This window comes from Nesterenkonia sandarakina (genome assembly GCF_014138825.1).
Lineage (GTDB): Bacteria > Actinomycetota > Actinomycetes > Actinomycetales > Micrococcaceae > Nesterenkonia > Nesterenkonia sandarakina.
This window is the reverse complement of the sequence record NZ_JACJIH010000001.1, coordinates 2,908,072-2,934,569: the sequence shown is the minus strand read 5'-3', so window position 1 is coordinate 2,934,569 and position 26,498 is coordinate 2,908,072. Positions and strand designations below refer to the sequence as shown.

Below are 26,498 nucleotides of genomic sequence, written 5' to 3'. Positions count from 1 at the left end.
GGGGAGCTTTCTGTGGCCTGAGACACCAAAATCAAGCAATTCCGGATAAATTAGCTACTTAAGTCCACTATGCCTAAATCTAGGCGCACCTTAATCTAACATTACACGCTACAAACTCTCAGGTACACCCTCGAAAGGAACAGAAAATGTCTCTATCTTTGTTTGTCTACCAAATTGCCGTCACTTTCGCATTAGTGACCACTGCTGTTCTTGGATTCTTTGATATCACAGGCGTCGAGGCTGAAGGGTTTATACGTTCATTCTTTTGTCGAGCCTTTCCCAACGCTTCGGCCTGCTGACCCCTTCCTGACATCGGGTCTTGAGGCGTATCCTGGAGAGTGACTTTTTCGAGTGATGTGACCCCCAGCCGTCGAGTCCTGACGATCCTCACGCTGGGCACCCTCGGCGGAATATCGGCCGACATCACGCTGGCACTGATCTTCGATCCGGATTACCTCAGCGTGACGCTGCAGTACGGGTACCTGATCTGGGTTCTCGCCGTCGCCCTCTTCTGGCTGCACCCCGCGGCTGGGGCACTCGCAGCACTCGCTGGGGCGGCCTTGGGACTGGTCACAGGTTCCCCATTCGAAACTCTCATCCTGGTCACCCTGTTCAGCGGGCTGTCTGCGCTGTACTGCGCTCCGTGGGCACGGCGTATTTATCTGGCGCTGGCATTATGCCTTGCCGTCAACGTCGGCCTCGCGGAGAGTGACCCCATCCTCGCCGCCGGATTCGGCCTGACAACGGGAGCCTTGATGACTCTCTCCTACACCGTGGGCCGAGCCACTCGAAAGCAGATGTCATCCCGCCTGTCGGCCGAACGCGACCTTGTACAACTTCAGGCGACCCACGAGGAGGCTCTCGCAGGAGAGCGTCGCTCGATCGCCAGGGACCTCCATGACATCTTGGCCCACGACCTCACCGTGATCTCCATGCAGACCCAGGTGGCCGCTGCCACCGGTACCCCCGAATCTCGCGCAGCCGCCTTGAAGCAGATCTCCACCTCTGCCAGCGCGGCCCTGCACGATCTGCGCCGCGTACTCCTGGTGCTACAGCGGGAGAACATCATCGAGGCCGGACCGGGCGACGCGCCCGAGCTGGACCTGGAGTCCGGACTTCGGAGGTTCACCGACCGGCTGCAGGACCTCGGCTTCAAGGTGGAGACCTCGGTGCACGGCGACCTGGGGCGGCTCTCGCAGTCCGTGGGGGCATGCCTCTACAGGATCCTCCAGGAGTGCACCACGAACGTGGTGAAGCACGGCTCGAAGGGACACGAGAGCAACGACTGCACCATCGAGGTCGAGGTGAAGGCAGATACAGTGAACCTCGCCGTGACCAACCGCACCGAGGACAATCACGTCTCTGCCCTGCGACACCCCTCCTCGGGAACCGGGCTGATCAGCATGGAGGATCGCGCGGCAACCTTCGGGGGCACCGTGGACGCCGGAGCTCCTGCCCATGGGATCTGGAGCGTGCAGGTCACTGGCATCCAGATGCGCTTGCTGCGCTGAGACTGGGACCGCACTCTTCGGTGCTGCAAGACCCCTGAACAGCGGCAGGGCTTCAGGCGCGCAAATAGCTCGTCACGCGAGACTGACTTTGGACACAGAGAGGCTCGGGCGGTGCCGTTCCCACCGCCCGAGCACTGGAATCAGCCGAGGTTCCGCTCCGAACCCTTGCACCGTAACTCGGAGCTCCTCGAGGCTGATGCCTCTTCCCTGAATCATGCATTAGAGATGCACGTCCAGCTTCAATTATAGACCTACGCCCCGGCCTGACTAGTGGACTTTGGTCCAGTGTTTGAAGATGCAACTAAGCACCACAGCTTGTGACTATCGAGTAACATGTGTGCCATGACACACCATGCTCCCGATGCCTCCGTTGACCCGGTCTACGACGTCTCCACCGCGCAGGACCTCGACTACTACGGGGTGTTCGATGACCTCCCCGAGGCTGACCGGCTGTGGTGGGCGCGCGCGAGAGAGTTCACCTCCGGGCTAGAGACTCGGATGGCCCAGCACTGGGAGCACGCCGAATACCCGGTGGACCTGGTCCGCAAAGCCGGTGGACTGGGCCTGCTGACCGACGGTGTGGACGTCTCCGCGGCCTCGATGGAGACGCTCTCCCCCATGGCCGCCGGCCTGGTCAACATGGAGACCTCCCGCGCCGACGGCTCACTGGGCACAGCCCTGGCGGTGCAGGGCGGACTCGCGCTGCGTACGCTCGCCTATTTCGGCTCGGCCGACCAGAAGGCCGAGCATCTGACCAAGCTGGCCACCGCAGAGACCCTGGGCTCCTTCGCCCTGACCGAGCCGGCGCACGGGTCCGATTCGGTGTCCCTGTCCACCACAGCTCGTCTGGTCGGTGACGAGGACTCCGGGTACTACGTGCTCAACGGCGCGAAGAAGTGGATCGGCAACGGGGCTTCCGGCGGCCTGACCTTCACCTGGGCTCGAGTGGCCGGCGGCGTCCATGACGGCAACGTGCGGTGTTTCCTGGTGGATCAGGACACGCGTGGGTACCGGGCCGAGGTGATCCAGGGCAAGGCCTCGCTGCGGGCCATCCACCAGGCATTGATCCAGTACGAGGACGTGGAGGTTCCAGCACACGCGGTGCTGCCCGGGTCCAAGACCTTCAAGGATGCCTCCAAGGTGCTCTTCGCCACCCGACTCGGCGTGGCCTGGTCCGCCGTCGGACATGCCTCAGCCCTGGTTGAGGCGGCACTGAGCTACTCGAAGCAACGCGAGCAGTTCAGCCGGCCGCTGGCCAGCTTCCAGCTCGTCCAGGAGCGGCTGACCTGGATGGTCTCAGAGCTGACCTCGATGCAGCTGCACGTGCGCCAGGTGACCGAACGCGATATGGCCGGGACCCTGACCGGACCGCAGGCCTCGCTGGCGAAGTACCACAACACCCGAAAGGCCCGGGCGATCGCTCAGGTCGCACGCGACATGCTCGGCGGCAACGGGATCCTGCTCAAGAACAAGGTCCCGCGCCACATGGCAGACATCGAGGCCATCCACACCTATGAGGGCACCGAATCCGTGCAGAGCCTGATCATCGGGCGGGATCTGACCGGCTATTCGGCCTTCGCCTGAGGCGACCTGCCGTCCCAAGCCCCTGCCGTCCCGAGACCCCACCGTCCGAGGCCCTGGAGTCTGATCCCTGGGCCTCGGACGCCGGGCGCTGTGCGCTCAGCACTCAGCACTCGACGACGTTGACCGCGAGGCCACCGAGGGCCGTCTCCTTATACTTCGAGGACATGTCCTTGCCGGTCTCGCGCATGGTCACGATGACCTCATCCAGGGAGACCCGGTGCTCGCCGTCGCCCATCAGCGCCATCCGCGCGGCATTGACGGCCTTGGTCGCGGCCATGGCGTTGCGCTCGATGCAGGGAACCTGGACCAGTCCGGCGATCGGATCGCAGGTGAGCCCGAGGTTGTGCTCCATTGCGATCTCCGCGGCGTTCTCCACCTGCATCGGTGAGCCGCCGAGCACCTCACAGAGTCCGGCAGCGGCCATCGAGGACGCGGAGCCAACCTCTCCCTGACAGCCGACCTCGGCGCCGGAGATGGAGGCCTGCTCCTTATAGAGCACACCGACGGCGGCCGCGGTGAGCAGGAACCGCACGGCGATGTCCTCCCGGTCCTCCTCCCCCGCGTAGCTGGCGCCGGGCCCGTAATGGGTGGCGTAGAAGCCGACGGCGGGAATGATCCCGGCGGCCCCGTTGGTGGGGGCGGTGACCACCCGGCCGCCCGAGGCGTTCTCCTCATTGACCGCCAGCGCCACCAGGTTCACCCATTCCTGCCAGTAGGCGTGGGTGCGCCCCGGGTCGTCCTTCCACATTCGGGCGTGCCAGTCCGGAGCCCGACGGCGGACCTTGAGCCCGCCGGGCAGGTGTCCCTCCCGCTCCAGGGCAGAGTTCTTGCAGTCCTCCATGACCTGCCAGAGGTGCAGCACCTGCTCGGTGATCGCCTGCTCGGCCTCCGCCTCGCCACCGCCGTGGCGAGCCCGGTGCAGCGCGCGCTCATTGGCCAGCATCACCCGGGAGACCGGCAGCCCGGAGCGGGCGCAATGCTCCATCAGCTGCGCGGAGGTGGTGAACGGGTACGGCAGCTCCGCCTCCGGGGTGGCCAGCGCCTCCCCCAGTGAGGCGTCAGAGGCCACCGCATCGGACTCCGAGAGCACGAACCCACCGCCGATGGAGTAATAGATCTCCTTCGCGACCTGCTCCCCCGCGGCGTCGCGGGCGGTCAGCGTCATGGCGTTGGTGTGCCGGTCCATGACGGTGAGCGGACGCTGGATGAAGTCCTCCACCCGCAGTGGGATCTCCTTGCCGGTCTCGTGGTGCTCGGCGCCCAGCTGGACCGTGCCCGAGGCCTCCATGGCAGCCAGCCGGGCGTCCACCTGCTCGGGCAGGATGGTCTCTGGGTCCCAGCCCTCAAGTCCGAGCAGCACCGCGGTGAAGGTTCCGTGCCCGCGTCCGGTGGCGGCGAGCGAGCCGTAGAGGTCCACCTGCACCGTCTCGGTCCTGGCCAGGGCCTCAGCGCTGGAGAGCTGCTCGGTCACGAAGCGCCGGGCGGCCCGCATCGGACCCACCGTGTGGGAGGAGGAGGGGCCGATGCCGACCCGGAGCAGGTCGAAGATGCTGATGGTCATAGAGTCTCGAGTTCCGGTCGTCTCAGCGTTCGCGGCGGTAGAAGGGCAGCGGGATCACTTCAAAGGGCTGTGGCTTCCCGCGCAGGTCCACGTCGAGCCGGGTGCCCGGCTCGGTGTGGGCGATGTCCACATAGGCCATCGCGATCGGGTAGCCCAGGGTCGGGCTGGGCAGCCCGGAGGTCACCGCTCCCACGGTCGCCCCGGCGTCCTCCCCCTCGACCGCGAGCACCGGGTAGCCGCCGCGCCCGGCCCGTTTGCCCAGTCCCTTGAGTCCGACGAGCCGCTGGCCTGTGGTCTTGCCCCGCCCCTCGGCCTTCGCCGCCTCCAGCGCCGCGCGCCCTACGAAGTTCTCCTCCTTGCTGAAGGAGACCACCGGCAGGCCGGCTTCGAAGCTGACCCGTTCGGTGGAGAGCTCGTTGCCGTAGAGCGGCATCCCGGCCTCCAGGCGCAGCGAGTCCCGGCAGGCCAGACCGCAGGGCACCAGGCCGTCATCGGACCCGGCTTCCAGCAGCGCCAGCCACAGCGCGTGCGCCTTGTCATTGGGCAGGAAGAGCTCGAACCCGTCCTCACCGGTGTACCCGGTGCGGGCGAGGAGGATCTCGTCGCCGCCGATGCTCACGGTGGTGAACGCGTAGTAGCCCAGCTCCTCGACCAGGAAGGTCTCATTGGCGCGCACCACGGAGCTGATGATCTTCTGCGCGGCCGGTCCCTGGACCGCGATCAGGCTGATCCCCTCGGACTCGTCCCAGACCTCGACCTCGAACCCGGTCCCCTCTGGTGCGGCACCGTCGGCTGCGGCACCGTCGGCTGCGGCGCCGGCCGGGCCGGCCGCGGCACGTTCGCTCAGTGCCGCGGCGACCACCTCGCGGTTCGCCGCATTGGGAACCAGCAGGTACTCGTTCTCATCGATCCGGTAGGCGATCAGGTCATCGAGGATCCCGCCGTCCTCACGGCAGATCAGCGTGTACTTCGCCTTGCCGATCTTCACCGCGGCGAGGTTGCCCACCAGTGCGGTGTTCAGGAACGTCGCGGCATCGGGGCCGATGATCCGGATCTCGCCCATATGGGAGAGGTCGAAGAGCCCGGCGGTGGTGCGCACCGCGTGGTGCTCCTCGAGTTCGGAGCTGTACTTCAGCGGCATCTTCCAGCCGCCGAAGTCGGTGAAGCTGGCACCCAGTTCGGCGTGGGCGGCGCTCAGCGCGGTCTCTCTCATGCGGTGCTCTCCTCGAGCTCGAAGGCCTCCGGGGGTGGGCAGGAGCAGACCAGGTTGCGGTCACCGTGGGCTCCGTCGATCCGGCTCACCGGCGGGAAGTACTTGTCCTGGCGCAGGTTGGCCACCGGGAAGGCCGCCTGCTCACGGGGATACGCCCGCTCCCAGGCATCACCGGCGACGACGGCGGCCGGGTGCGGAGCCAGACGCAGCGGGGAGTCTGCTGCGCTGATCTTCTCCTCGATGATCTCCTGGATCTCCGCGCGCACCCCGATCATCGCGGCGATGAACCGGTCGATCTCCGCCAGGTCCTCGGACTCGGTGGGCTCCACCATCAGGGTGCCGTTCACTGGGAACGCCAGCGTGGGGGCGTGGAAGCCGTAGTCGATGAGCCGCTTGCAGACGTCCTCGGCGGTGATCCCGGAGGCCTTGGTGAGCTCGCGCAGGTCCAGGATGCATTCGTGGGCGATCAGCCCGTTCTCCCCGGTGTAGAGGATCGGGAAGTGCTTTTTCAGCTGCTCGGCGATGTAGTTCGCGCTCAGCAGCGCGTGGGCGGTGGCGCTGGTCAGACCCTCGGATCCCATCATCGCCAGATACGCCCAGGAGATCGGCAGCACTCCGGCGGAGCCGAAGGGGGTGGAGGTGACCGGAGCCCCGTCGCGACCTTCACCCTCGTGCTCACCGGTGGTCCAGGAGGCACCCACGGAGGTGCTGGGCAGGAACGGTTTCAGGTGCTCGGCCACGGCCACCGGGCCGACGCCGGGCCCGCCGCCGCCGTGCGGGATGCAGAAGGTCTTGTGCAGGTTCAGGTGCGAGACGTCGCCGCCGAACTCGCCGGGCTGCGCCAGGCCGACCAGGGCGTTGAGGTTCGCGCCGTCGATGTAGACCTGCCCGCCGGTGGCGTGGACTGTGGAGCAGACCTCGCGCACCTCGGCCTCGTACACCCCGTGGGTGGAGGGGTAGGTCAGCATGATCGCGGCGATCCGGTCCGGATGGGCTGCGATCTTGGCTTCCAGGTCGGCCAGGTCGATCGTGCCGTCCTCCGCGGTGGCGACGACGACGACCTGCAGCCCCGCGAGCACCGCCGATGAGGCGTTGGTGCCGTGGGCCGAGGCGGGGATCAGGCAGATGTCCCGGGCGGCGTCGCCCTGGGCCAGGTGGTACTGCCGGATTGCCAGAAGTCCTGCGTACTCCCCCTGGGAGCCGGCGTTGGGCTGGATGGAGACCGCGGCGTAGCCGGTGACCTCGGCGAGCCGAGACTCCAGGTCCGCGATCATCTCCCGCCACCCGGTGGTCTGCGCCGCCGGGGCGTAGGGGTGGATCCCGGCGAACTCAGGCCAGGAGATGGCCTCCATCTCGGTGGCGGCATTGAGCTTCATGGTGCAGGAGCCCAGCGGGATCATGGTCCGGTCCAGGGCGAGGTCGCGGTCCGAGAGCCGGCGCAGGTAGCGCATCATCTGGGTCTCGGAGCGGATCTCATGGAAGATCGGGTGGGTCATGAACTCCGAGGTGCGGGTCAGGGACTCCGGGAACGCGAAGCCATAGCCCTGCGAGGATGCCTCTGTCTGCGCGTTACCCTCGGAGGAATCCGCGCCGGGAAGGGGATTCTCGACGCCGAAGGCCCGGGCCACTGAGGTGAGCTGCGCCGGCGTCGTCGTCTCGTCCACGGAGATCCCGACGACGTCCTGGCTGACCCGGCGCAGGTTGACCCCGGCGGCTTCAGCGGCGGCGATCACGTCCTCGGCACGATCGTGGGAGTCCAGCCGAACCTGAACGGTGTCGAAGAAGGACTCGGCAACCAGCTCGTGGCCTGCCTTGCCCAGCGCGGTCGCCAGGGTGCCAGCGTGGCCGTGGACCCGCTTCGCGATCCGGGTCAGGCCCTCGGGGCCGTGATAGACCGCGTACATCGAGGCGGCCACAGCCAACAGCGCCTGGGCGGTGCAGATGTTCGAGGTGGCCTTCTCACGGCGGATGTGCTGCTCGCGGGTCTGCAGGGCCAGCCGGTAGGCCGGACGGCCCTCGGCGTCCTTGGAGACCCCGACGAGCCGGCCGGGAAGCTGACGCTGCAGACCCGACTTCACGGCCATGAAGGCCGCATGCGGGCCGCCGAAGAACAGCGGGACCCCGAAGCGCTGGGAGCTGCCCACGGCAATGTCGGCGCCCTGCTCTCCCGGTGAGGTGATCAGGGTCAGCGCCAGCAGGTCCGCGGCGATGGTGACCATCGCGCCGCGCTCCTTGGCCTCGGCGATGACCGCGCGGTGATCGACGACGGCGCCGGAGTCGGCCGGCTGCTGCAGCACCAGTCCGCAGATCTCACCCTCGGGCAGACCGTGCGCGGCGATGTCCACGGTCTGAAGCTCGATGCCCAGCGCCTCGGCCCGTCCGGTGACCACGGCGCGGGTCTGCGGGAAGATGTCGGCGTCGAGCACGATTTTCGCGGTGGCCCGCTTCTTGTTGCCACGGCGCATCAGCAGGATCGCCTCGGCCACGGCGGAGGCCTCGTCGAGCAGCGAGGCGTTGGCGATGTCGAGACCGGTGAGGTCCGCGACCATGGTCTGGAAGTTCAGCAGCGCCTCCAGCCGGCCCTGGGAGATCTCCGGCTGATACGGGGTGTAGGCGGTGTACCAGGCCGGGTTCTGCAGCACGTTGCGCAGGATCACCTGCGGGGTGTGGGTGTCGTAGAAGCCCTGCCCGATCATCTGGGTGCGCGGCTGGTTCTTCTCCGCATAGCCGCGCAGCGCCTGCAGCGTCTCGGCCTCGGTCAGGGCCTCGGGAAGGTTCAGCGCGGCGGGCTGCCGGATCGCCTCGGGCACTGCGGCGTCGACGAGATCGGTCAGCGAGTCATACCCGAGGGCGGACAACATGGTGCCGGCGGTCTCGGAGGTGGGCCCGATGTGCCGGGCGGAGAACTCGGTGGCGTCCGGGGCCAGGGTGGAGCTGCGAACTGCAGATGTGACGGTCATAGAGGAACCTTCCAGGCATGGAGATGGCGCGGGTTCCTCCCCCGCTCTGTGATGAACCTGAGAGATTCACCGGTGGCTGACCGCCGTGGGGCGGAGCAGGCCGGCTTGCACCTTCGGTGAACACCTCGGGGAGTCAGACCCGACGTGCTGCTTTCCAGAGTTGCCACCCCTGTACGGTACTGAGTGCCTGAGAGGTTCCCGGGGAGGATATTGCTCCTTCGGCGCCGGATCCGCGCCCCGTGGGCAGTGTGAACACTGCCCTGGGCGCCAGCCGGACTCTCCCACACAGGGGACGTGGCGATGATTGAGTTTCCCTTCATTGTGCCACAGCAGTGTTTTCGGCCACGTTTCATGATTCCCTCATTCGGCACCGGCGCTGCGGTCGCCTGGGGCTTCCGGAGTCTTCCTGGGCTGCCGCTCGGAGGCCTCAGCGGGGTGGTTCTGCACGTGTTCGGGGAGCAGACCGATCCCGAACCAGGCGGGCCAGGATCAGGCGCAGCACCGGTGAGCCCAGCCGCAGCAGTCTCACCGCGCCCGGGGAGAGCACCCTCTGCCCCACCGTGGCGCGGGCGATCACCCGGTGCCCGCGGCCCTGGATGGCCTGCATCAGCTTCACCGGCCGCTGCCGGCGGGCCTGCACCGCGGTGAGCGAACGCTCCGTGACCGTTCCCTGCCGCAGCTGCGGGATGATCACGTTCGCCAGCGCGACTGCGTCCTGGATGGCGTAGTTCACGCCTACTCCGAACATCGGTGACATCGCATGGGCGGCGTCGCCGATCGCGATGAAGCCCGGCCGGTGCCAGCGCGGGAGCCGGTTGATCTGCACCGTGAGCAGCTTGATCTGCTCCCAGTCGGTGAGGCTGCCTGCGACCTCGGCGAGCACCGGGGCCGCCTGCACCAGCCGGGTGCGGAACGCGGCGATGCCCGCCTGCTGGATGGCGGGGAACGCGCCCTTCTGCACGATCAGGCCGGACTGGTAGGTCTCACCCCGGTCGATGGTCAGCACCATGCCCGCTGAGGAGACGTAGGCCAGGGTGGCCGGTGGCGGGTCGGAGGGCTTGGGGAGGCTGAACCAGAGCACGTCGATGGGCACCCCGAACTCCGCAGGTTCCAGCCCGGCGGCCTCTCGCAGCAGCGAGCTGCGCCCGTCTGCGGCCACGGTGAGCCGGGCGCGGATCTCCTGCTCACCTCCGGCTGAGCGGACACGCAGCCCGCGGACGGCAGCCTCGCCGTCCAACAGATCCACGGCTTGTGTGCCCATCTGCAGGTCGAAGCCTGGCATGCGCCGTGCTTCCCGGGCCAGGAAGTCCAGGAAATCCCATTGCGGGGCCAGGACCAGGAAGTCATCGGGACCGCGCAGCACGCCGAAGTCCACCAGGGTCATCCGCTGGCCCTCGACGACGGCGTCCAGGGCGGAGAGCCGGGTGACCGGCAGCGCCAGGAACCGCTCGCGCAGGCCAAGCTCGCCGAGCAGCGTGAGCGTGGAGGGATGCACGGTGTCCCCGCGGAAGTCACGGAAGAAGTCCCGGTGCTTCTCGACTACGGTGACCTCAAGTCCGGCGCGGGCCAGCAGGTAGCCCAGCACCATCCCGGCAGGTCCTCCCCCGGCGATCACGCAGTCGCGCTCCCGGGTCGCCGCAGGGGGCCGCCTGCTCTCGAATGAGCTGCTCATCTCGGCCAGTCCGGGGCAACGGTCTCATCCGCGGGGAATCGATCGGTCCGCACCGGCGAGACCACGGAGTCATTGAACGGGAGGCCGCAGCGAACCGTGGTCTCCACTTCGGCAGGCAGCCGCTCGAGAAAATCACGGAACACGATGGGCACACCCTGGGTGCGGTGAAGCTGAAGACCATCCATGGCTTGGAGGTGGATATGCGGCTGGGTGGAGTTTCCGCTGTTCCCGCACTCACCGATCAGCTGCCCTGCACTGACCGTCTCCCCGGACCGGACCCGGATCGACCCTTGCCGCAGGTGCACCACCGCGATGAAGCATCCGCTCTGCGGCTCTTCGAGGATCACGTGATTACCGGCGATGCCCGCAGGTCCCTGCCGGATCCGAGCGGGCTGACCCAGCGCGTAGCGGAGCAGGCTCAGCTGCGAGCGGCGCGCCGCGTGATCGGCTTCCCCGTCATGGGCCACCCGCACGGTCCCCGCGCGCGGTGCCAGCACGCCTAGGCCGTAGCCGAAGAACAGCTCCGGCGGCTCGGTGGTCAGAGCGCTGCGCCAGCTTCTCGACGCGGCGGTCCGGTCCTGGCGATCCACGGCGATGAAGTCGATGGCGTACCGGGTGCCGAAGAGATCGGTGCCGTGACTCGGCACCCGGTTCGCCGGGCTGTTCTGCACCGTCCATGTGCCGTGAAAGGGCAGGTGCAGTTCAAGCGGGTGCGATGCAGAGGGCCGGTGCCGCGGTGGCATGGGTCCAGCGTAGACCCGGGCCGCCCGGGAGTCTCTAGCTCCCGATCTGCACGATGCCCCTTGTCAGGGCGCTGGTCTCTGGGAGAATCAGCCCATGGCTCTCCACGACTTCGTCCCAGCAGCGAACCAGGGTGGCGACCCTGCGGTGTACGAGATCGAGAATGAGGCGATTGACCCGCAGGGCACGCTCTGGGAGGCGCTGCGGCGTGCTGCGGACTGGCGACACAAGGTGCTGGTGGACCTCGGCTGCGGCTCGGGCTACTGGTTGCCGAAGTACTCCGAGTCGGAGAAGACCATCGGGATCGAGCCCGACGAGAGGCTACTGGAGGCGGCGCGGGCCCGGACCCGGCGGGCCCATGTCTATCACGGCTCGGCTGAGCATATCCCGCTGGCTGACTCCAGCGTCGACGTGGTCCATGCACGCTTCGCCTACTTCTTCCCCTCGGAGTCCTTCGACCCCTCAGCCGGGCTGGATGAGGTGGCCCGAGTGCTGCGCCCGGGAGGTCGACTTGTGGTGATCGATAACGATCACGTGCTCGGAGAGTTCGCGGCGCTGCTGCGCTCCAGCGCCCCGGCTGCGGGGCAGGGCCGGGACAGCTACCCCTCCACCTGGTGGCGGGAGAAGGGCGCCAAGACCCTGGCCGTGATGAGCGGGTGGACGTTCCACCGGCGCACCGACCTTGAGCGGGTCCTGCATCTGGAGTTCCCGGAGGAGCTCGCGCAGCAATGGCTGAGCAGCCACCCGGAGCGACTCGGTCTCTCCTACGGCTATCTGCTGCACATCTGGACCAAGCCCTGAGCGTCGGACACGCGCGGAGCACGTGCTGAGCACGCGCGGAGGTGGTGCCGCAGGGCGAGCCGAGATTCGCTCATGCTGCCGCATGTCACAATTCGCAGGCGGAGCGTTTCGACACAGCTGCGCACGCTATCTTTCAGAGCAGGGCACCAAGCCCCTCACTTCTGAAAGGTCCCACGTTGACTCAATACCGCGTAGCTCTGACCCTGGAACGCTCTCTGGATGAACAGGAGATCCAGAACCTTCGTGAGCAGCGCGGCGAGTCGATCTCGGACTACGAGATGGATGGCGACAACGTGGTCCTGGCGATCCTCAATGCCGCAGACTCGCTGACCGCCCGTGACACCGCCGAGGTGCAGGTCTCACGCGCCGCAGGGGTCGCGATCCAGTCCGCGCAGCTGATTCCCTGATCACCTCAGCACCGCAGCGCCCGGTCACCTGATCAACGCAGCGCCTCAGCGCCGTCGCGAGGAGGTGCTCGGGATCTGTTGGATCAGCCCCAGCGTGAACAGGGTGACCGCCGCGCAGAGGTGCAGCAGCAGACCCATCAGCGGCACCAGCCCGGGTCCGATGCTCTCGGTGGGCATGGCGCGCACCAGGGCGTCGCCACCGAGGAACAGCGCCGCCGCCAGCACCGCCACCGCGCCCAGCAGCAGGTGCAGGGTCCGGGCCGGCGAGGCGCGGTGCAGCGCGTAGAGCGTGCAGCCCGCTGCGGCCAGTGACCCGGTCCCGGCGGCGAGGTTGAACTGGCTCGGGCTGATGACAGTGGAGACGACCAGCGCGAAGGCCACCGGCGGCAGGAGGTTCAAAAGCGCCGCGGCCAGCAGCGCTCCACGGGACCGACGCCGCGCCGTCGTCCTCCGGCTCACGCTCAGCGCGCCTGACGCTGGGACAGCCGGTAGTCCAGGAGCACCAGCACCAGCACGACGGCGAACCCTGCGGCTCCCAGCCCCAGGGCCAGTCCGAGGTTCTCACCTGGGCCCAGCAGTCCCCTGGCTTCGTCCTGCCAGGGCCACAGCGTGCGCAGCGCCCCGACCATCACCCCGGTGAGCACGATCATGGTGATCCGGTGCCGATGATCGAGCAGCCACTTCAAGCCCTTGACGATGCAGATCATGCCCAGCGCCAGGCCCAGCGCGAAGATGCTCAGGTAGCCGAGGTCGAGGTCAGCAGCGGCGCGCAGCGTCGGTTCATAGAGCCCGAAGGTCAGCAGCAGGAAGGACCCGGAGAGCCCGGGCAGCAGCAGCGCCGACACGGCGATGGCGGCCGCGGGCAGGATCACGTACCAGGTGGGCTCCACGGACGTGGCCGGCAGCGAGACCAACCAGAAGGTCAGGGCTGCGGCGAGGATCCCGGCGAACAGATGCGACACCTTCAACGGCCCGGACCGGTCGAACCAGGCCATCTGCAGCGGCACGAAGATCGAGGCCAGCACCATGCCGAAGAAGGTCGCGCGGGTGAGCTCGGGATAGGTCTCCACCGCCGTGGCCATGGGACCCGCCACGGTGAACACGGCGATCACCATGCCGATCATGACCGGGATGATGATCTTCCACTCGGCCTGGCGCAGGTGGTGCATGAAACCCGCCCGACGGTCCGGACCGGTGATCAGCGCCTTGCCGGCGGAGACCACGTGGGAGGCTGAATCGATCAGCTGGCGGTAGATCCCGACCACCAGCGCCACGGTGCCGCCGGAGACTCCGGGCACGGTCTCCACCGTGCCGATCATCGCTCCGCGGATCAGGTTCCCCGGCAGCGAGGTGCGGCGAGCTGGCGGCGGGGTGTGGGGCGTATCCCGGGGCGCCGCGGGCGCGACGTCGCCCTGCGGACCGGCCGGTGAGGCGGAAGACTCGGCAGCGATGATGGACTCCTGGGTGATGAGTTTCGGGAAGCGGACGCGGTGACCTCATCTGGGCCCCACGACGTCGGACATTATCTCATCGGGCGCGGACCGCTCCCAACGTCTCTGGGTCCACGGCCTGGAAGCGCACCTCGGCCCCTGCTGGCAGCTGCGCCGCCAGGGAGAGGTCCTCGCGCACCACCACGCCGAGCACCGGCTCGGTGCTGGTCACCGGGTGTTCGGCGAGCGCCACCGAGGGCTGACCGGACTCCGTGACGCAGATCGCTCCCCGCAGCAGCGGTTCCGCCGGCAGCGGCTCGGGCTGGGTTCGTCTGATCGGGTCATCGCCCTCGAGCATCAGGGCTGACCTGCCGGAGCCGGCCATGACCTCCCAGGGCTGACCTTCGAGCCGGGCGAGACCCGCGGCGCCGGCGCGTCGGGTGCCGAAACACTCCACCCGGGGCCCAGGCACGTAGCGCAGCACTGTGGCCTCACCCGGCACCGGCAGCGGCGTGGGCGCCACGGAGGCGATGCCAACGAAGCGTGACGCCGCGCCGGCAAGCCCGAACCGATCCTCGACCTGCACCGGGGCCGGGCCGATCTCCGCACCCGTGTCCGTGGAGGCGCTGCCCAGCACCGCCGGGACCTCGAGCCCGCCGGAGATCCCGAGGTAGCTGTAGACCCCGCGCTGCGGCGGCCCGATGTGCAGCACCTCTCCGGGGAAGACCCAGAACGGCGCGCGCCCTGGCACGCTGCGGGTCCGTTCGGTGAGCTGGGCCACCTCGGTGCCGCCGCGGGAGACCGGGGCCGCCTCCTGCGTGGTGATCTCCAGGGGCACCTCCGCGCCGGTCACCGCGAGGATCGAGGTCTGGCACAGACGCAGTCTGAACGCGCCGGAGCAGATCTCGAACACGGCGGCGGAGTCGTCATTGCCGATCAGTCGGTTCGCCTGCCGCGCGGCGGAGAAGTCGGCCGGTCCGGCGCGGCCCACGCCCTGGGCGCCGAAGCCGAACCTGCCCGGGTCCTGAACCAGGACCACCCCAGGGATCTCCTCGGCGAGCAGTGGCAGCACCTGCACCACGGCCTCACGCTCCTGCGGTCGCAGTCCCGCGGCATAGGACCGCGGGATCGTGGGATGCGAGGATGCTGTGCCGCTGCGGCGGCGCAGCTTGAGCCGCTTGGCCGGCTTCAGCGCCGCCTGGGCGTCCCGGCGGCGACGGAAGTCCACCAGAACGGTCTTCTCCCCTGGGATCAGATCGAGCTGCCCGGTGAAGGGCTGCTCGCTCAGATGCGTCATCAAGCTGGGGCCGTCCTTCGACGCGGTGACCTCGATGAGGAGGGCCCGCTGCCCCACTTCCCGGACGCTGTGAATCATTCCCCCAGCGTGCCATACCCAGGCGGACACACCGGGATTCCGAGGAGGGGCGAGAACCCGGCACCGGCAGTCGTTTCCCCTGCGAACCATGAAACAATCAGGCTGTGATCCTACCCAAGAAGTCCGCAGCTGCCCCGAAGGAGCCGCTCTTCACCCGGGACTTCCTGTTGGCGATCCTGATCAATCTCTTCCTGGCCATCGTGTTCTTCGTCCTGGTCACCGGCCTGGCGGTCTATGCCGCAGAGGAGTTCTCCGCCGGAGAGACCGCGGCGGGGTTCGCCGCCTCGGCCTTCGTGGTGGGCGCGCTGGCCGCCCGGATCTTCGCCGGGAAGTACGTGAACTTCTTGGGCAGACGGCGTACCGTGCTGGCCTGCCTGGTGGTCTATGTCCTGGCGGGCCTGGCCTATCTGGTGGTGGACAGCTACGAGATGCTCATCGCGCTGCGCGCGGTGCACGGGATCTCCTTCGGCTTCGGACAGACCGCGCTGAACGCCGGAGTCTTCGCGATGATCCCGCATACCCGCCGCGGCGAGGGTGCCGGGTACTACCTGCTGGCGAATTCGCTGCCCCCGGCCATCGGGCCGCTGGCCGCGATCCAGCTGACCCAGCGCTATGACTTCTGGGCGATGTTCGTCGCGGTCACCATCGTCTCGGTGATCGCGCTGATCTTCTCGCTGTTCCTGCGCCTGCCCGAGGACAAGCCCTGGCGCATGAGCCTGCGCGAGAAGCTGACCCTGCGCCCCCGGGACATCATCGAGCCGCGCGCGTTCAAGATCTCGCTGGTCGCGATGCTGCTGGGCATCGGCTTCGCATCGGTGATGACCTTCCTCAACGGCTACGCCCGCAGCCTGGACATGGTCGACGCAGCCTCGATCTTCTTCGTGATCTACGCCGGCGCCGTGCTGGTCTCCAGGCTCTTCATGGGCAAGATCCAAGACCGCTTCGGGGACAACGCGGCGGTGTACCCGGCGGTGATCTTCTACATCATCGCCATGGGACTGCTCGCCTGGGCCCCGAATCAGTCGGTGCTGCTCACCGCCGGGGTGCTGGCCGGCTTCGGCTTCGGCTCGCTGCTGCCGGTGCTCCAGGCGATCATCGCCTCGGACCTGCCGGCGCATCGCACCAGCATCGGGATCTCGACCTTCTTCATCATGCTCGACGCCGGCTTCGGCTTCTCCCCGCTGCTGCTGGGCCCACTGGTCAGCTTCGCGGACTACCGCTTCATGTACGCGATGTGCGCCGGCGTCGTCGTGGTCTCCCTGGTGCTCTATTGGCTGGTCCATGGCCGACACGACGTGCACCAGGGCGTGGCGCGACGGATCCCACGCTCCGGCACCCGGGGCAAGGACGACGGCGGCGCCGGGTCCAGTGCGCTGGCCGGCTGACGCCGAGGGCACGTTCCCTGCTCGGCGTTCGATGAGCGGTCGCCGCGCACACCGGCGGGTCGACGCATCTGCGCCGCCCCGCCTGTGTGCATCAAAAAGCTGCTCCGGTCTCAGTGACCATTACGGCGTGGGTGTGCCGCCGTTGGCGTTGAGCGTCTCACCGCTGACGTAGCTGGACTCCGGGGAGGCCAGGAACACGAAGGCCGGCGCCATCTCCACCGGCTGCCCGGGACGACCCAGCGGGGTGTCGTGGCCGAACTCGGGCAGCTTCTCCTTCGGCTGACCATCGCTGGGCTGGATGACCGTCCAGACCGGGCCCGGCGCCACGGCGTTGACCCGGATGCCCCGGGGGCCCAGCTGCTGGGCCAGACCCTTGGTGAAGTTGTTGATCGCGGCCTTGGTGGCCGCGTAGTCCAGCAGCATCGGGTTGGGCTGGTAGGCCTGGACCGAGGTGGAGTTCACGATGGTCGAACCCGGGCCCATATGCTTCAGCGCGGCGCGGCTGAGCGTGTACATCGACTTGATGTTGATCTGGAAGGCCTCATCGACCTGCTCGTCGGTGAGCTCCTCCAGGGAGTCGTTGACGATCTGCTTGCCGGCGTTGTTGACCAGGATGTCCAGTCCACCCAGGCCCTCGGCGGCGGCGTCCGCCAGGCCCTCACGGTAGTCCTTGTCCATCAGATCACCGGGCAGCGCGACCGCGGTGCGTCCGGCGGCTTCAATCGCGGCGATGACGCGCTCGGCGTCCTTGCCCTCGGCGGGAAGGTAGGCGATGGCCACATCGGCACCCTCACGGGCGAAGGCGACAGCAGTGGCCGCGCCGATCCCTGAGTCACCGCCGGTCACCAGAGCCTTCCGGCCCTGCAGGCGACCCAGTCCGCGGTAGGAGTCCAGCCCGATGTCCGGCGTCGGCTCGGCGTCCACCTCCAGGCCCGGCTCGGCCTGATCCTGCTTCGGCGGGGAGATCTTGCTGTGCCGGGTGGTGGGATCGTCGAAGGCCAGCTGGGTACCCTGCAGCTCGCTGATGGCGGGGAAGGATGTCTGGGTTGATTCGGTGCTCATGCCTTCGACTGTATGGCCGCAGCCAGAGGACCCGCAAGGACCGTCTCACGACAATGCCCATGAGGTTTCCCACACCGGTCTCGGGAATGAACCGCAGCGTCCAGCACCGCAGGTGGCGCCCAGCCCCCTCGGTAGGAGGGGTGGCGCCCGGCAGCCCCGCGCCGCAAGCGCGCTGATGCCTGATGGCCCCAGGCTCAGGGCACCTGCAGCGCCGTGTTGGGCAGGTCGGTGATCAACATGTGCCCCGGGGCGTGGCTGATCGCCAGCTCCGGTGCGGACTCCATCACCGCCGCCTGCGGCGTGACCCCGCAGGCCCAGAACACCGGGGTCCAGCCCGCGGGGATCTGCACCGGATCCCCGAAGTCCGGCGCGTCGAGATCGGTGATCCCCAGTTCGGCGGGGCTGCCGATGTGCACCGGAGCGCCGTGCACCCCGGGATAACGCGAGGTGATCCGGACCGCGTCGGCGATCAGATCCGCGGGCAGCGGGCGCATCGAGACCACCAGGGGCCCGCTGAGCCGGCCCGCCGGTTCACAGCGGATGGCGGTCTTGTACATCGGCACGTTCACGCCCTGCTCGATGTGGGCGATCGGGATCCCGGCCTCGAGCAGCGGGGCCTCGAAGGTGAAGCTGCACCCGATCAGGAAGGCCACCAGGTCCTCGCGCCAGTGCTGTGTTGCGTCACCAGGCTCGGCGGTGAGCTCACCATCGCGGTAGACCCGGTAGGCCGGGATGTCGGTGCGCAGATCACCCTCTGCCAGCAGCGGATTCCTCGCCCCGGCGTCGTGGAACTGCCCGGGTTCAAAGACGCCGAGCACCGGGCAGGACTTCGGGTTGCGCTGGGCGAAGAGCAGCATGTCGAAGCCCAGCTCTCGAGGCAGCGCCAGCAGGTTGACCTGGGCGAAGCCAGGGCTGATCCCACTGGTGGGCCGCCGCAGCCCGGCGCGGAACTGCGCGCGGGCTGCGGCGGGACTCAGCGCAGCCGTGGAACCTGCGGCCTGGCTCATCCTTCGGTCCAGAGGCTGGCCAGACCGCCCAGCGAGTTGTAGCCCATGTAGATGGTCAGCAGCCAGACCAGCACGCCGAGGATCAGCAGCCACTTGGGGTACTTATAGCCCTGGAGCAGGTCGCGGCGGCGCCAGGCGGCGTAGAGGATCACCGCGAAGCCCAGCGGCAGCACGGTGCCGTTGAAGGCGCCGGCCATGATCAGCAGGGTCTGGGGTGCCTGACCCAACATCAGGAACACGCCGGTGGTGAGCACCAGGAATCCTAGGAAGTACCAGTTCTTGGTCCGGGCCGTGGTGTTCTTCGTCGTCAGGAAGGACACCGTGGTGTACGTGCAGCCCAGGACCGAGGTGATCGCGGCGACCCAGAAGACCGCGCCGAAGACGCGCAACCCGATCTCGCCGAGCGCCACGGAGAACGCGTCCGCGGCGACGTTGTCCTCAGCCAGCACCACACCGGTGGAGACCACGCCGAGCACGGCAAGGAAGAGCAGGAAGCGGATCACGGTGGCCACCACGATGCCCAGGATGGAGGTCTGGGAGATCGCCTTGACGTTCTCGACCCCGGTGTTGCCCGAGGCGATCAGCCGGTGGGCGCCGGCATAGGTGATGTATCCGCCCACGGTGCCGCCGATCAGGGTGGTGATCAACAGGAACTCCACCTGGTCGGGCACGAAGGTCTGGCGCAGCGCCTCGCCCAGCGGTGGGGCGGTGGTGGCGGCCATGAAGATCATCAGCAGGATCAGGACGGCGCCACAGGCCACCACGATCCGGTCCAGCGCGACCCCGGCCTTCTTGGAGAGGAAGATCAGCAGCGCGAAGATCACCGAGAGGCCGCCACCGATGCGGGCGTCCATGCCGGTCATCGCGTTCAGGCCCAGCCCGGCACCGGCGATGTTGCCGATGTTGAACACGACCCCGCCGAAGAAGATCAGCGCGGCCAGCGCCCAGCCCAGTCCGGGAAGGATCCGGTTGCCCAGGGTCTGCGCGTAGAGCCCGGAGACTCCGAGCACCCGCCAGACGTTGAGCTGCACGGCGATGTCCACCAGCACCGAGATCAGGATGGCGAAGCCGAAGGCGGCGCCGAGCTGGTAGGTGAAGGTGGCGGTCTGGGTGATGAAGCCCGGACCCACGGCGCTGGTGGCCATCAGGAACATGGCACCCAGCAGCGCGGTGCGACGGGTGCGGATCAGCACCGGTCCGCTGGGTTCGGGAGTCTCGGTCTGGGAGCTGCGGGGTGCATCCGCGGCAGAGGATCTGGGGGTTGAGGCGTCAGCCACAGGAGCCCTCCGGGGTGAGTAGGGGGAACACCGTGGACACTGCGCCGGTGGCACATGTGACGCACGTCTATTCCGTGGATCACAGCTCACAGTACTGTTGTTCAACAATCCAGGCAAGGAATTGTGGAACAATCCGCCCAGGTTTTACATGCCCGTCACACGTTCAGCGGCTTGGTCGGCGGCTTGCACCGCGGTCAGGTCCCGGAGAGGATCCGCTGGTTGATGCCGTGCCCGAACCCGAACCAGATCAGTGTGCCCATGATTGGAAAGCCCACCAGCACGATCACCCAGCACACCCGCAGCACCGGGGGCAGCAACGGTTCGCGAGCCACCTGGATCAGGGCGACCACGATGAAGGCGATGACTGCTCCGAGCCCGAAGATCAGAATCAGGCTGGACATGGCGGCGTTGGTCATGTCTGCGACCCTAAGCGGCGGCGACTCCAGGCTCAAGGGTGGGCTGACCTGGGGTGGGGCGCGGCATCGGAATGCGAGTAGCGTGGTGTCGGTTGTGGCCTGTGCGCTCAACGGTGCCGTCGCAGCCAGCGCGGCACCCGGGAAGATCTTGGGGGTTAGTGCGTGAGCATGGAACGCGCGGCATGGGGCTCGCTGTACAGCATGACCCACGCGAAGAAGGACTACCGGCCGTTCAACCGGGAGACGCTGACCCGGATCGGCCGGTTCGCCCGCCCGCATCGCACCAGGCTGATCTGGTTCCTGATCCTCTCGGTGGTCACCGCCGCACTGGCGGTGGCGACTCCGCTGCTGGCAGGCCAGGTCATCAATGCGATCACCAGCTCCGCGGAGGTGGGGGTCGTGATCCGACTCGCCGTGCTGATCGCGATCATCGCCGTGGCCGATGCCGGGTTCAACATCCTGAGCCGCTGGCTCTCCTCACGGATCGGCGAGGGTCTGATCCTGGATCTGCGCACCGCCGTGTTCGACCACGTGCAGAAGATGCCGATCGCGTTCTTCACCCGCACCCGCACCGGCGCGCTGGTGAGCCGGTTGAACAACGACGTCATCGGTGCCCAGCGCGCCTTCAGCGGCACCCTCTCCGGCGTCGTCGGGAACCTGGTGATGGTGCTGCTCACCATCATCGCGATGCTCTCGCTGTCCTGGCAGGTCACGCTGCTGGCCCTGGTGCTGCTTCCGGTGTTCGTGGTGCCTGCTCGTCTGATGGGCGGCCGGCTGGCCAAGCTGCAGCGCGAGGCGGCAAACCACAACGCCACCATGGGCACCCAGATGACCGAACGCTTCTCTGCCCCGGGCGCCACGCTGATCAAGCTCTTCGGACGCCCCGAGGAGGAGTCGGCGGAGTTCGAGCGGCGCGCCCGCCGGGTGCAGGACATCGGGGTCAAGACCGCGATGCTGCAGTCCACCTTCATCACCGCGCTGACCCTGGTCTCCGCGCTGGCCCTGGCTCTGGTCTATGGCCTGGGCGGCTTCTACGCGATCGCCGGCAACCTCGAGGCTGGCGCCGTGGTCTCCCTGGCGCTGCTGCTCACCCGGCTCTACGCGCCGCTGACCGCCCTGGCCAGCGCCCGGGTCGAGGTGATGAGTGCGCTGGTCAGCTTCGAGCGGGTCTTCGAGGTCTTGGACCTCAAGCCGCTGATCACCGAGAAGGAAGACGCCCAGCCGCTGCCCGAGGGCCCCACCGCCGTCGAGTTCGAGAACGTCAGCTTCTCCTACCCCTCTGCGGAGAAGGTCTCGCTGGCCTCCCTGGAGGAGGTCGCCACACTGGACCAGCGCGGCGGCGAGGAGGTGCTGCACGGCATCAGCCTGCGGGTGGAGCCGGGCCAGACCGTGGCCATCGTGGGATCCTCCGGGGCCGGAAAGTCCACCATCGCCGCGCTACTGGCCCGGCTCTACGACGTGGACTCCGGCGCGGTGCGCATGGCCGGCGTGGACCTGCGCGAGACCACCTTCGACTCGCTGCGCGCGACCCTCGGTGTGGTCACCCAGGACGGACACCTGTTCCACGACACCATCCGGGCCAACCTCACCCTGCCGGCGCCGGATTCCACCGACGAGCAGGTCTGGGACGCGATCCGCCGGGCCCGGCTGGAGGCGGTGGTGCATTCCATGCCCGATGGCCTCGACACCGTGGTCGGGGAACGCGGCTACCGGCTCTCCGGCGGCGAGCGCCAGCGGATGACCCTGGCCCGGCTGCTCCTGGCCCAGCCTCAGGTGGTGATCCTCGATGAGGCCACCGCCGCGCTGGACTCCACCTCCGAGGCCGCCGTGCAGGCGGCCCTGACCGAGGCACTGGTGGGCCGGACCGCCCTGGTGATCGCCCACCGGCTCTCCACCGTGCGCGCAGCGGATGCGATCCTGGTGGTCGAGGCCGGGAAGATCGTCGAGCGCGGCACGCACACCGAGCTGCTCTCCGCCGATGGCCGCTACGCCGAGCTCTACCGGACCCAGTTCGCCACTGAGGGTGCGACGACCCCTCCCCCACACGAGAGGACCCCTACCCGAGGAGAGACCCCGGCATGATCGCACGGTTCGAAGAGCTGGACTGGCAGCAGACCCCGATGGGTGAACTGATGCTGCGTCGGCGCACCGAGCCCGGCACCGGCACCCAGATCTATGAGGTCAAGCTCGGCGAGGAGTTCCTCATGTCGAGCCTGTTCACCGTGGCGGAGGAGCAGATGTCGGTGCTGGGTCTGGCTGCGACCAGGGGCGAGCAGCTCGACGTCGTCGTCGGCGGTCTGGGCCTGGGCTACACGGCGGTGACCGCGCTCGGTGACTCCCGGGTCCACCGGCTGCAGGTGATCGATGCGCTCCCAGCGGTCATCGACTGGCACCGGCGCAAGCTGCTGCCGGTCTCAGCAGAGCTCGTCGATGACTCGCGCACCACCCTGCGCCACGACGACTTCTTCGCGGTGATGGGAACCCCGCCGGCCCCTGACGCAGCTCGCCATGACCTGATCCTGCTCGACGTCGACCACTCCCCTCGGCACACGCTTCACCCCAGTCACGCCGATCTCTACACCACCGAAGGGCTGGGCATCCTCGCGCAGCATCTCACCGAGCGCGGGGTCTTCACCCTGTGGTCCGATGATCGGCCTGATGAGGAGTTCATGGCCACCCTCGCGACGGTCTTCGATGACACTGCGGCGCACGTGGTGGAGTTCGCCAATCACCTCACCGGTGGGATCTCCTCGAACACGGTCTATGTGGGCGTGCGGCGGGAAGATCCGCCCCGCGCCTGAGACCAGCTTTCAGACCACCCAGCCGAGGTGCGGCCACCCCGAAGCGACGGTGCGATCAGCCTTCGAGCTCACCGATCTCAAGCTCGGCCAACTGGGATTCAGGGGCGGAGTCCCCGCCATGCTGGGCCCCGAAGTCCTCGGTGGCGTCGGTGCCGCAGAGCTGCTCGATGCGCGCCTCGCCGCCGGGGTGTTCCTCGATCCAGGTCGTCAGGTCATAGACCGTCTCATCCAGGACGGCCCAGCAGGAGTCTGGTGAGTCGTTGGACTCCACCTCGGCCATGGAGATCGCCTGCTCCGCGCCCTCGGAGTCAGTGCCCTCGGGCTGCTCCTCCTCGGCCTGATCCTCCTCGACGGGGTCCTCTTCGACGGGGTCCTCGCCGGAGTCAGCCTCATCGAGCTCTGTCGTCTCCGCCTGCTCCGCCTCCTGGTCCTCGGCCGGGGACTGCTCCTGGGAGCCTTCGCCGCAGGAGGTGAGCAGCAGCAGAGCCGGCAGGGCCAGCGACGCGAGCAGGGTCTTGGGCAGCGCGGCGCTCGGGGCAGAATCAGTCATCATGGTCTTCCTTCTCGGAGAGTCTCGCGCCGCGGGTCGGCGTCGAGCGGGCGGTCGGCGTCGAGGGACGGGGGCGTGGGACGGCTGGGCGTGGAGCGGCGGGTCGTGGAGCTACGGGGCGAGAGCTTGGTCGAGAACGTCCAGGATGCGAGGCTCGCTGCCATCAGGGTCAGCACCACGGAGCCGGAGATGTGCATCGCGATGTCCAACGCGCTGCCCAGGGATGCCTGGAGGAACGTCAGGGCGAACAGGGCCACCGATACCGCGGCCGCGACTCCACCGGTCTTCGCCCGCCAGGCCAGGACCAGGAGGTTCAGGGCCAGCACTCCCGAGGTCACGTGCAGCGCGATGGCGCCGAATCCATGGACACCCAGGGCGCGGGACTCTTCCACCAGGAACCCGGCGGAGACGAAGAGCAGGATCACCACGGCCACGTGGATCAGAGCGGTGACTCTCGCCGCCACCAGCAGCTTCTGGGAAAGATCCATGTCAGCACCTTACTTGCCGGGACAGACCGGTGCTGTTCTGTGACTCGGCACCCTGTCGGCAGCGCCACAGGGAGCCCCGCGTCGCCGCGTTGGTCGGGGTCGCCGGTGCACTTCGGAGCGCTTGGAGGCAGCTTCGGAGCGATACCGGGGTGCAGACGCTCCGGCGCAGCGGCATCTGGTCACACGGCCGGTCATGTAATACGACGTAATGTGAGGTCAGCGGCACGCGAGGTCTTCCCAACGGGGCTTCTCCGAGTGATGATGACGGTGAGCGAGAGCTCACCGATCCTCTGCACCGCAGCCATGCGGCGCCGACATTGTTCAGGAGAAGCAGCCATGACTGAGAGCACCCGCCCCGAGAGCGTGAACCCACAGGGAAACCAGCCCCACCAGATCGGTGACTGGGCAGATCTCGGCCAGGAGATGTGGTCTTACCTCACCGGCCGGGGCGCCGTGGTGAACTACACGCTCCAAGACATGACCGTAGAGGTCCCCCGCGACATCGGCCCGGACGCTCCACGGGCGATCTGGAAGTTCAACGGCACCCTGCGGGTGACCACCAGCGACGACGCAAGCTGACGGTGAACGACTGAGGTTGGAGGAGCCATGCGTCTAGACATCGATCTTGCCGTGAGTCTCACCCAGGTCGCAGAAGACGGCACCCCGGCTGCGCCGGTGAACGCCACCATCACAGCAGCCGGCCGCCACATCGAGGTCCGCACGGACGATTCTTCCCTGCTCGATGGGATGCCTCGCTCGATCACCCGCGCCGCTGACGGATTCGCCAGTCAGCTCGCGGCGCGGGACCTGACGCTCTCCATCATCGGTCCCGACGGGGAGATCGTGAGTCTCGGGGCGGTGAAGCCCACGGTGATGAGCCGGGTGCTGACCCGGTCGAAGCATATTCGGCTGGGTTCGCTGAAGTCTCTGCCGCGCTTCGCCGGTGCCGGATCGGGTGACACCCAGGGCGCCTCCTCGCTGATCCCGCCGGAGACCCCCTGGCCCCCAGCTCCGACCTTCAACCGCATGATCCGACGCCGGGTCACGACCACCCACGCTCCGCGAGGGGCGGGACGTCCCCGGCTGATCATGAGCCGGACGGACTATCCCGGGGCGGGCCCGCTGGAGTTCAACCTGGTCTCGGATCGCACCCTGATCGGCAGCGATGAATCCTCAGATCTCCTGCTCTCGGGGTTGGAGCCGCTTCATGCCGAGATCCTGCATGACGAGTTCGATGAGTATGTGATCGTCCGGCACGGCTCCATCGGCGGCTCTCGAAGCGCCGAGCCCGGAGCCCCGGTCACCCTGCGCACCGGATCCCGGATCGACCTGGGCGTCTGGCGGGTGGTGTTCCTGCGCGAGGAGTACGCCGATCACGGCCGCCCATACGGGGGACGCCAGGGTGGAGAGTACGCCTACCAGAAGCCGCAGTTCGATCCCTACCGGCAGAAACGCTGATCTTCGGGGCTGGACCCGTCAGGTCCAGCCCCGAAGAACTCGCCCAGTCCGGCCCCGAAGGCGCCAGGGTCATGTCCCCGAAGAGCTCCGCGGCGACCGTCCCGGGGGCCCGCCGAGCTCAGCTGTCCAGATGTTCTACCAGCTCGGCCTCGGCCGCATCGAGGTAGGTCAGCAGGTACGCCTCGGCCGCGGCCCGATCGCCCTGGCTCAGCAGCCGTGCCAGCTCCCGGTTGCGCACGATGTAGGCGTGATGGAAGCTCGGCTGCTCGGACTTGGCGTAGAACGCCAGTCGCATCCGCGCCAGCACCTGTTCCATGAGAGCGTCGATCATCGCGCTGCGCACCTGGGCGGCGATGGTGCGGTGGAAGACCTGGTTCGCCTGGGCCATGGCGGGGACGTCTCCGCACTCACGCGCCAGTTCGGCGGCAGAGACGATCCGATGCAGCTGCTCCAGCTCCTCCGGAGGAAATTCCGCGGTCCGCACGGCCCCGACCTCCAGCACCCGGCGGACCCGGTAGACCTCCGCGACGTCGGCCGCCGTGGGCTGGTGCACGAACACCCCGCGGTTGGGGTGCCGCTCCACCAGGCCTTCCGAGGCCAGGATCTGGAAGCCGCTGCGCAACGTGTGTCGAGAGATGTCCAGCTGCCGGGTGAGCTCCACCTCGGGAAGCTTGGACCCTGGACGGATGGTGCCGGCTGAGATGGCTCCGCGCAGCAGCTCCGCGACCCGTTCCGGCGCCTGAGCGTGCTCATGCAGCCCTTCGGCGGACAACGAGCTCCACATCACGTCGGTCATGAC

Annotated in this window: 24 protein-coding genes and 2 riboswitches; of the genes, 9 read left to right on the top strand and 15 right to left on the bottom strand. The window is 68.0% G+C overall.

The window, feature by feature from the left end:
* Positions 1-338 precede the first annotated feature (338 nt).
* Both HNR24_RS14330 and HNR24_RS13415 read left to right on the top strand, forming a co-directional pair.
* Positions 339-1,511, top strand: a complete 1,173-nt coding sequence (locus tag HNR24_RS14330) for a sensor histidine kinase (RefSeq protein ID WP_157075315.1) — start codon at positions 339-341, stop codon at positions 1,509-1,511.
* A gap of 342 nt (positions 1,512-1,853) precedes the next feature.
* The gene (locus tag HNR24_RS13415; protein ID WP_058887436.1) at positions 1,854-3,095 is read left to right on the top strand and encodes an acyl-CoA dehydrogenase family protein; all 1,242 of its coding nucleotides are present in this window, start codon (positions 1,854-1,856) and stop codon (positions 3,093-3,095) included.
* Between the two features lie 103 nt (positions 3,096-3,198).
* Here the strand turns inward: HNR24_RS13415 and HNR24_RS13410 are convergent, their stop codons facing one another.
* From HNR24_RS13410 to HNR24_RS13390, 5 genes are all read right to left on the bottom strand, one after another.
* Positions 3,199-4,656 carry an L-serine ammonia-lyase gene (locus tag HNR24_RS13410; RefSeq protein ID WP_182496006.1) on the bottom strand — a complete coding sequence of 486 codons (1,458 nt, stop codon included), beginning with the start codon at positions 4,654-4,656 and terminating at the stop codon, positions 3,199-3,201.
* 22 nt (positions 4,657-4,678) lie between these two features.
* Positions 4,679-5,869 carry a glycine cleavage system aminomethyltransferase GcvT gene (locus HNR24_RS13405; protein ID WP_182496005.1) on the bottom strand — a complete coding sequence of 397 codons (1,191 nt, stop codon included), beginning with the start codon at positions 5,867-5,869 and terminating at the stop codon, positions 4,679-4,681.
* On the bottom strand, positions 5,866-8,829 hold the full coding sequence (gene gcvP, locus HNR24_RS13400; RefSeq protein ID WP_182496004.1) for an aminomethyl-transferring glycine dehydrogenase: 2,964 nt from the start codon (positions 8,827-8,829) through the stop codon (positions 5,866-5,868). Before gcvP ends, HNR24_RS13405 begins: the two co-directional genes overlap by 4 nt.
* Positions 8,830-8,865: 36 nt before the next feature.
* Positions 8,866-8,993, bottom strand: a riboswitch (glycine riboswitch).
* A riboswitch (glycine riboswitch) is annotated at positions 8,994-9,123 on the bottom strand. It lies immediately after the preceding riboswitch.
* A gap of 133 nt (positions 9,124-9,256) precedes the next feature.
* On the bottom strand, positions 9,257-10,501 hold the full coding sequence (locus HNR24_RS13395) for an FAD-dependent oxidoreductase (RefSeq protein WP_259392460.1): 1,245 nt from the start codon (positions 10,499-10,501) through the stop codon (positions 9,257-9,259).
* Positions 10,498-11,244: a M23 family metallopeptidase gene (locus HNR24_RS13390; protein WP_182496003.1), complete on the bottom strand. Its 747-nt coding sequence runs from the start codon at positions 11,242-11,244 to the stop codon at positions 10,498-10,500. Before HNR24_RS13390 ends, HNR24_RS13395 begins: the two co-directional genes overlap by 4 nt.
* A 94-nt stretch (positions 11,245-11,338) precedes the next feature.
* Here HNR24_RS13390 and HNR24_RS13385 point away from each other — a divergent pair, with 94 nt between their 5' ends.
* Positions 11,339-12,043, top strand: coding sequence for a class I SAM-dependent methyltransferase (locus HNR24_RS13385; RefSeq protein WP_182496002.1), 705 nt, complete (start codon positions 11,339-11,341; stop codon positions 12,041-12,043).
* 176 nt (positions 12,044-12,219) lie between these two features.
* On the top strand, positions 12,220-12,450 hold the full coding sequence (locus HNR24_RS13380) for a hypothetical protein (protein WP_182496001.1): 231 nt from the start codon (positions 12,220-12,222) through the stop codon (positions 12,448-12,450).
* A gap of 45 nt (positions 12,451-12,495) precedes the next feature.
* On the opposite strand, the gene HNR24_RS13375 is transcribed toward HNR24_RS13380, so the two are convergent.
* The 3 genes from HNR24_RS13375 to HNR24_RS13365 all read right to left on the bottom strand — a co-directional run bounded on the left by HNR24_RS13375 (position 12,496) and on the right by HNR24_RS13365 (position 15,255).
* Positions 12,496-12,909 (bottom strand): hypothetical protein, encoded by a 414-nt coding sequence (locus HNR24_RS13375; RefSeq protein ID WP_182496000.1) that lies wholly within the window; start codon positions 12,907-12,909, stop codon positions 12,496-12,498.
* 2 nt (positions 12,910-12,911) lie between these two features.
* Complete coding sequence (locus HNR24_RS13370; protein ID WP_182495999.1) at positions 12,912-13,769, bottom strand: DUF368 domain-containing protein; 858 nt, start codon at positions 13,767-13,769, stop codon at positions 12,912-12,914.
* 208 nt (positions 13,770-13,977) lie between these two features.
* Positions 13,978-15,255, bottom strand: coding sequence for a 5-oxoprolinase subunit C family protein (locus tag HNR24_RS13365; RefSeq protein ID WP_182495998.1), 1,278 nt, complete (start codon positions 15,253-15,255; stop codon positions 13,978-13,980).
* Positions 15,256-15,359: 104 nt separating this feature from the next.
* Here HNR24_RS13365 and HNR24_RS13360 point away from each other — a divergent pair, with 104 nt between their 5' ends.
* Positions 15,360-16,640 carry an MFS transporter gene (locus HNR24_RS13360; protein ID WP_182495997.1) on the top strand — a complete coding sequence of 427 codons (1,281 nt, stop codon included), beginning with the start codon at positions 15,360-15,362 and terminating at the stop codon, positions 16,638-16,640.
* A gap of 120 nt (positions 16,641-16,760) precedes the next feature.
* Here HNR24_RS13360 and HNR24_RS13355 read toward each other — a convergent pair whose 3' ends face one another.
* The 4 genes from HNR24_RS13355 to HNR24_RS13340 all read right to left on the bottom strand — a co-directional run bounded on the left by HNR24_RS13355 (position 16,761) and on the right by HNR24_RS13340 (position 20,402).
* Positions 16,761-17,702 (bottom strand): SDR family oxidoreductase, encoded by a 942-nt coding sequence (locus HNR24_RS13355; protein ID WP_058887448.1) that lies wholly within the window; start codon positions 17,700-17,702, stop codon positions 16,761-16,763.
* 194 nt (positions 17,703-17,896) lie between these two features.
* Positions 17,897-18,709, bottom strand: coding sequence for a putative hydro-lyase (locus HNR24_RS13350; RefSeq protein WP_058887449.1), 813 nt, complete (start codon positions 18,707-18,709; stop codon positions 17,897-17,899).
* On the bottom strand, positions 18,706-19,986 hold the full coding sequence (locus tag HNR24_RS13345; RefSeq protein ID WP_375139281.1) for an NRAMP family divalent metal transporter: 1,281 nt from the start codon (positions 19,984-19,986) through the stop codon (positions 18,706-18,708). Before HNR24_RS13345 ends, HNR24_RS13350 begins: the two co-directional genes overlap by 4 nt.
* A gap of 194 nt (positions 19,987-20,180) precedes the next feature.
* Positions 20,181-20,402 (bottom strand): hypothetical protein, encoded by a 222-nt coding sequence (locus tag HNR24_RS13340; protein ID WP_058887450.1) that lies wholly within the window; start codon positions 20,400-20,402, stop codon positions 20,181-20,183.
* Between the two features lie 162 nt (positions 20,403-20,564).
* Between HNR24_RS13340 and HNR24_RS13335 the strand changes: the two genes are divergently transcribed.
* Both HNR24_RS13335 and HNR24_RS13330 read left to right on the top strand, forming a co-directional pair.
* A complete protein-coding gene (locus HNR24_RS13335; RefSeq protein ID WP_058887451.1) occupies positions 20,565-22,484 on the top strand; it encodes an ABC transporter ATP-binding protein in 1,920 nt (639 codons plus the stop codon).
* Positions 22,481-23,203 carry a polyamine aminopropyltransferase gene (locus HNR24_RS13330; protein ID WP_058887452.1) on the top strand — a complete coding sequence of 241 codons (723 nt, stop codon included), beginning with the start codon at positions 22,481-22,483 and terminating at the stop codon, positions 23,201-23,203. Before HNR24_RS13335 ends, HNR24_RS13330 begins: the two co-directional genes overlap by 4 nt.
* A gap of 55 nt (positions 23,204-23,258) precedes the next feature.
* Here the strand turns inward: HNR24_RS13330 and HNR24_RS13855 are convergent, their stop codons facing one another.
* A complete protein-coding gene (locus HNR24_RS13855) occupies positions 23,259-23,756 on the bottom strand; it encodes a cytochrome b5-like heme/steroid binding domain-containing protein (RefSeq protein WP_083504561.1) in 498 nt (165 codons plus the stop codon).
* Positions 23,753-24,241, bottom strand: a complete 489-nt coding sequence (locus HNR24_RS13320) for a hypothetical protein (RefSeq protein WP_182495996.1) — start codon at positions 24,239-24,241, stop codon at positions 23,753-23,755. The genes HNR24_RS13855 and HNR24_RS13320 overlap by 4 nt, the downstream gene beginning before the upstream one ends.
* 336 nt (positions 24,242-24,577) lie before the next feature.
* Here HNR24_RS13320 and HNR24_RS13315 point away from each other — a divergent pair, with 336 nt between their 5' ends.
* Positions 24,578-24,820 carry a hypothetical protein gene (locus HNR24_RS13315; RefSeq protein ID WP_058887454.1) on the top strand — a complete coding sequence of 81 codons (243 nt, stop codon included), beginning with the start codon at positions 24,578-24,580 and terminating at the stop codon, positions 24,818-24,820.
* A gap of 27 nt (positions 24,821-24,847) precedes the next feature.
* Positions 24,848-25,699 carry an FHA domain-containing protein gene (locus HNR24_RS14175; RefSeq protein WP_058887455.1) on the top strand — a complete coding sequence of 284 codons (852 nt, stop codon included), beginning with the start codon at positions 24,848-24,850 and terminating at the stop codon, positions 25,697-25,699.
* A 118-nt stretch (positions 25,700-25,817) separates the two neighbouring features.
* Here the strand turns inward: HNR24_RS14175 and HNR24_RS13305 are convergent, their stop codons facing one another.
* On the bottom strand, positions 25,818-26,495 hold the full coding sequence (locus tag HNR24_RS13305) for a GntR family transcriptional regulator (RefSeq protein WP_058887456.1): 678 nt from the start codon (positions 26,493-26,495) through the stop codon (positions 25,818-25,820).
* Positions 26,496-26,498: the final 3 nt, after the last annotated feature.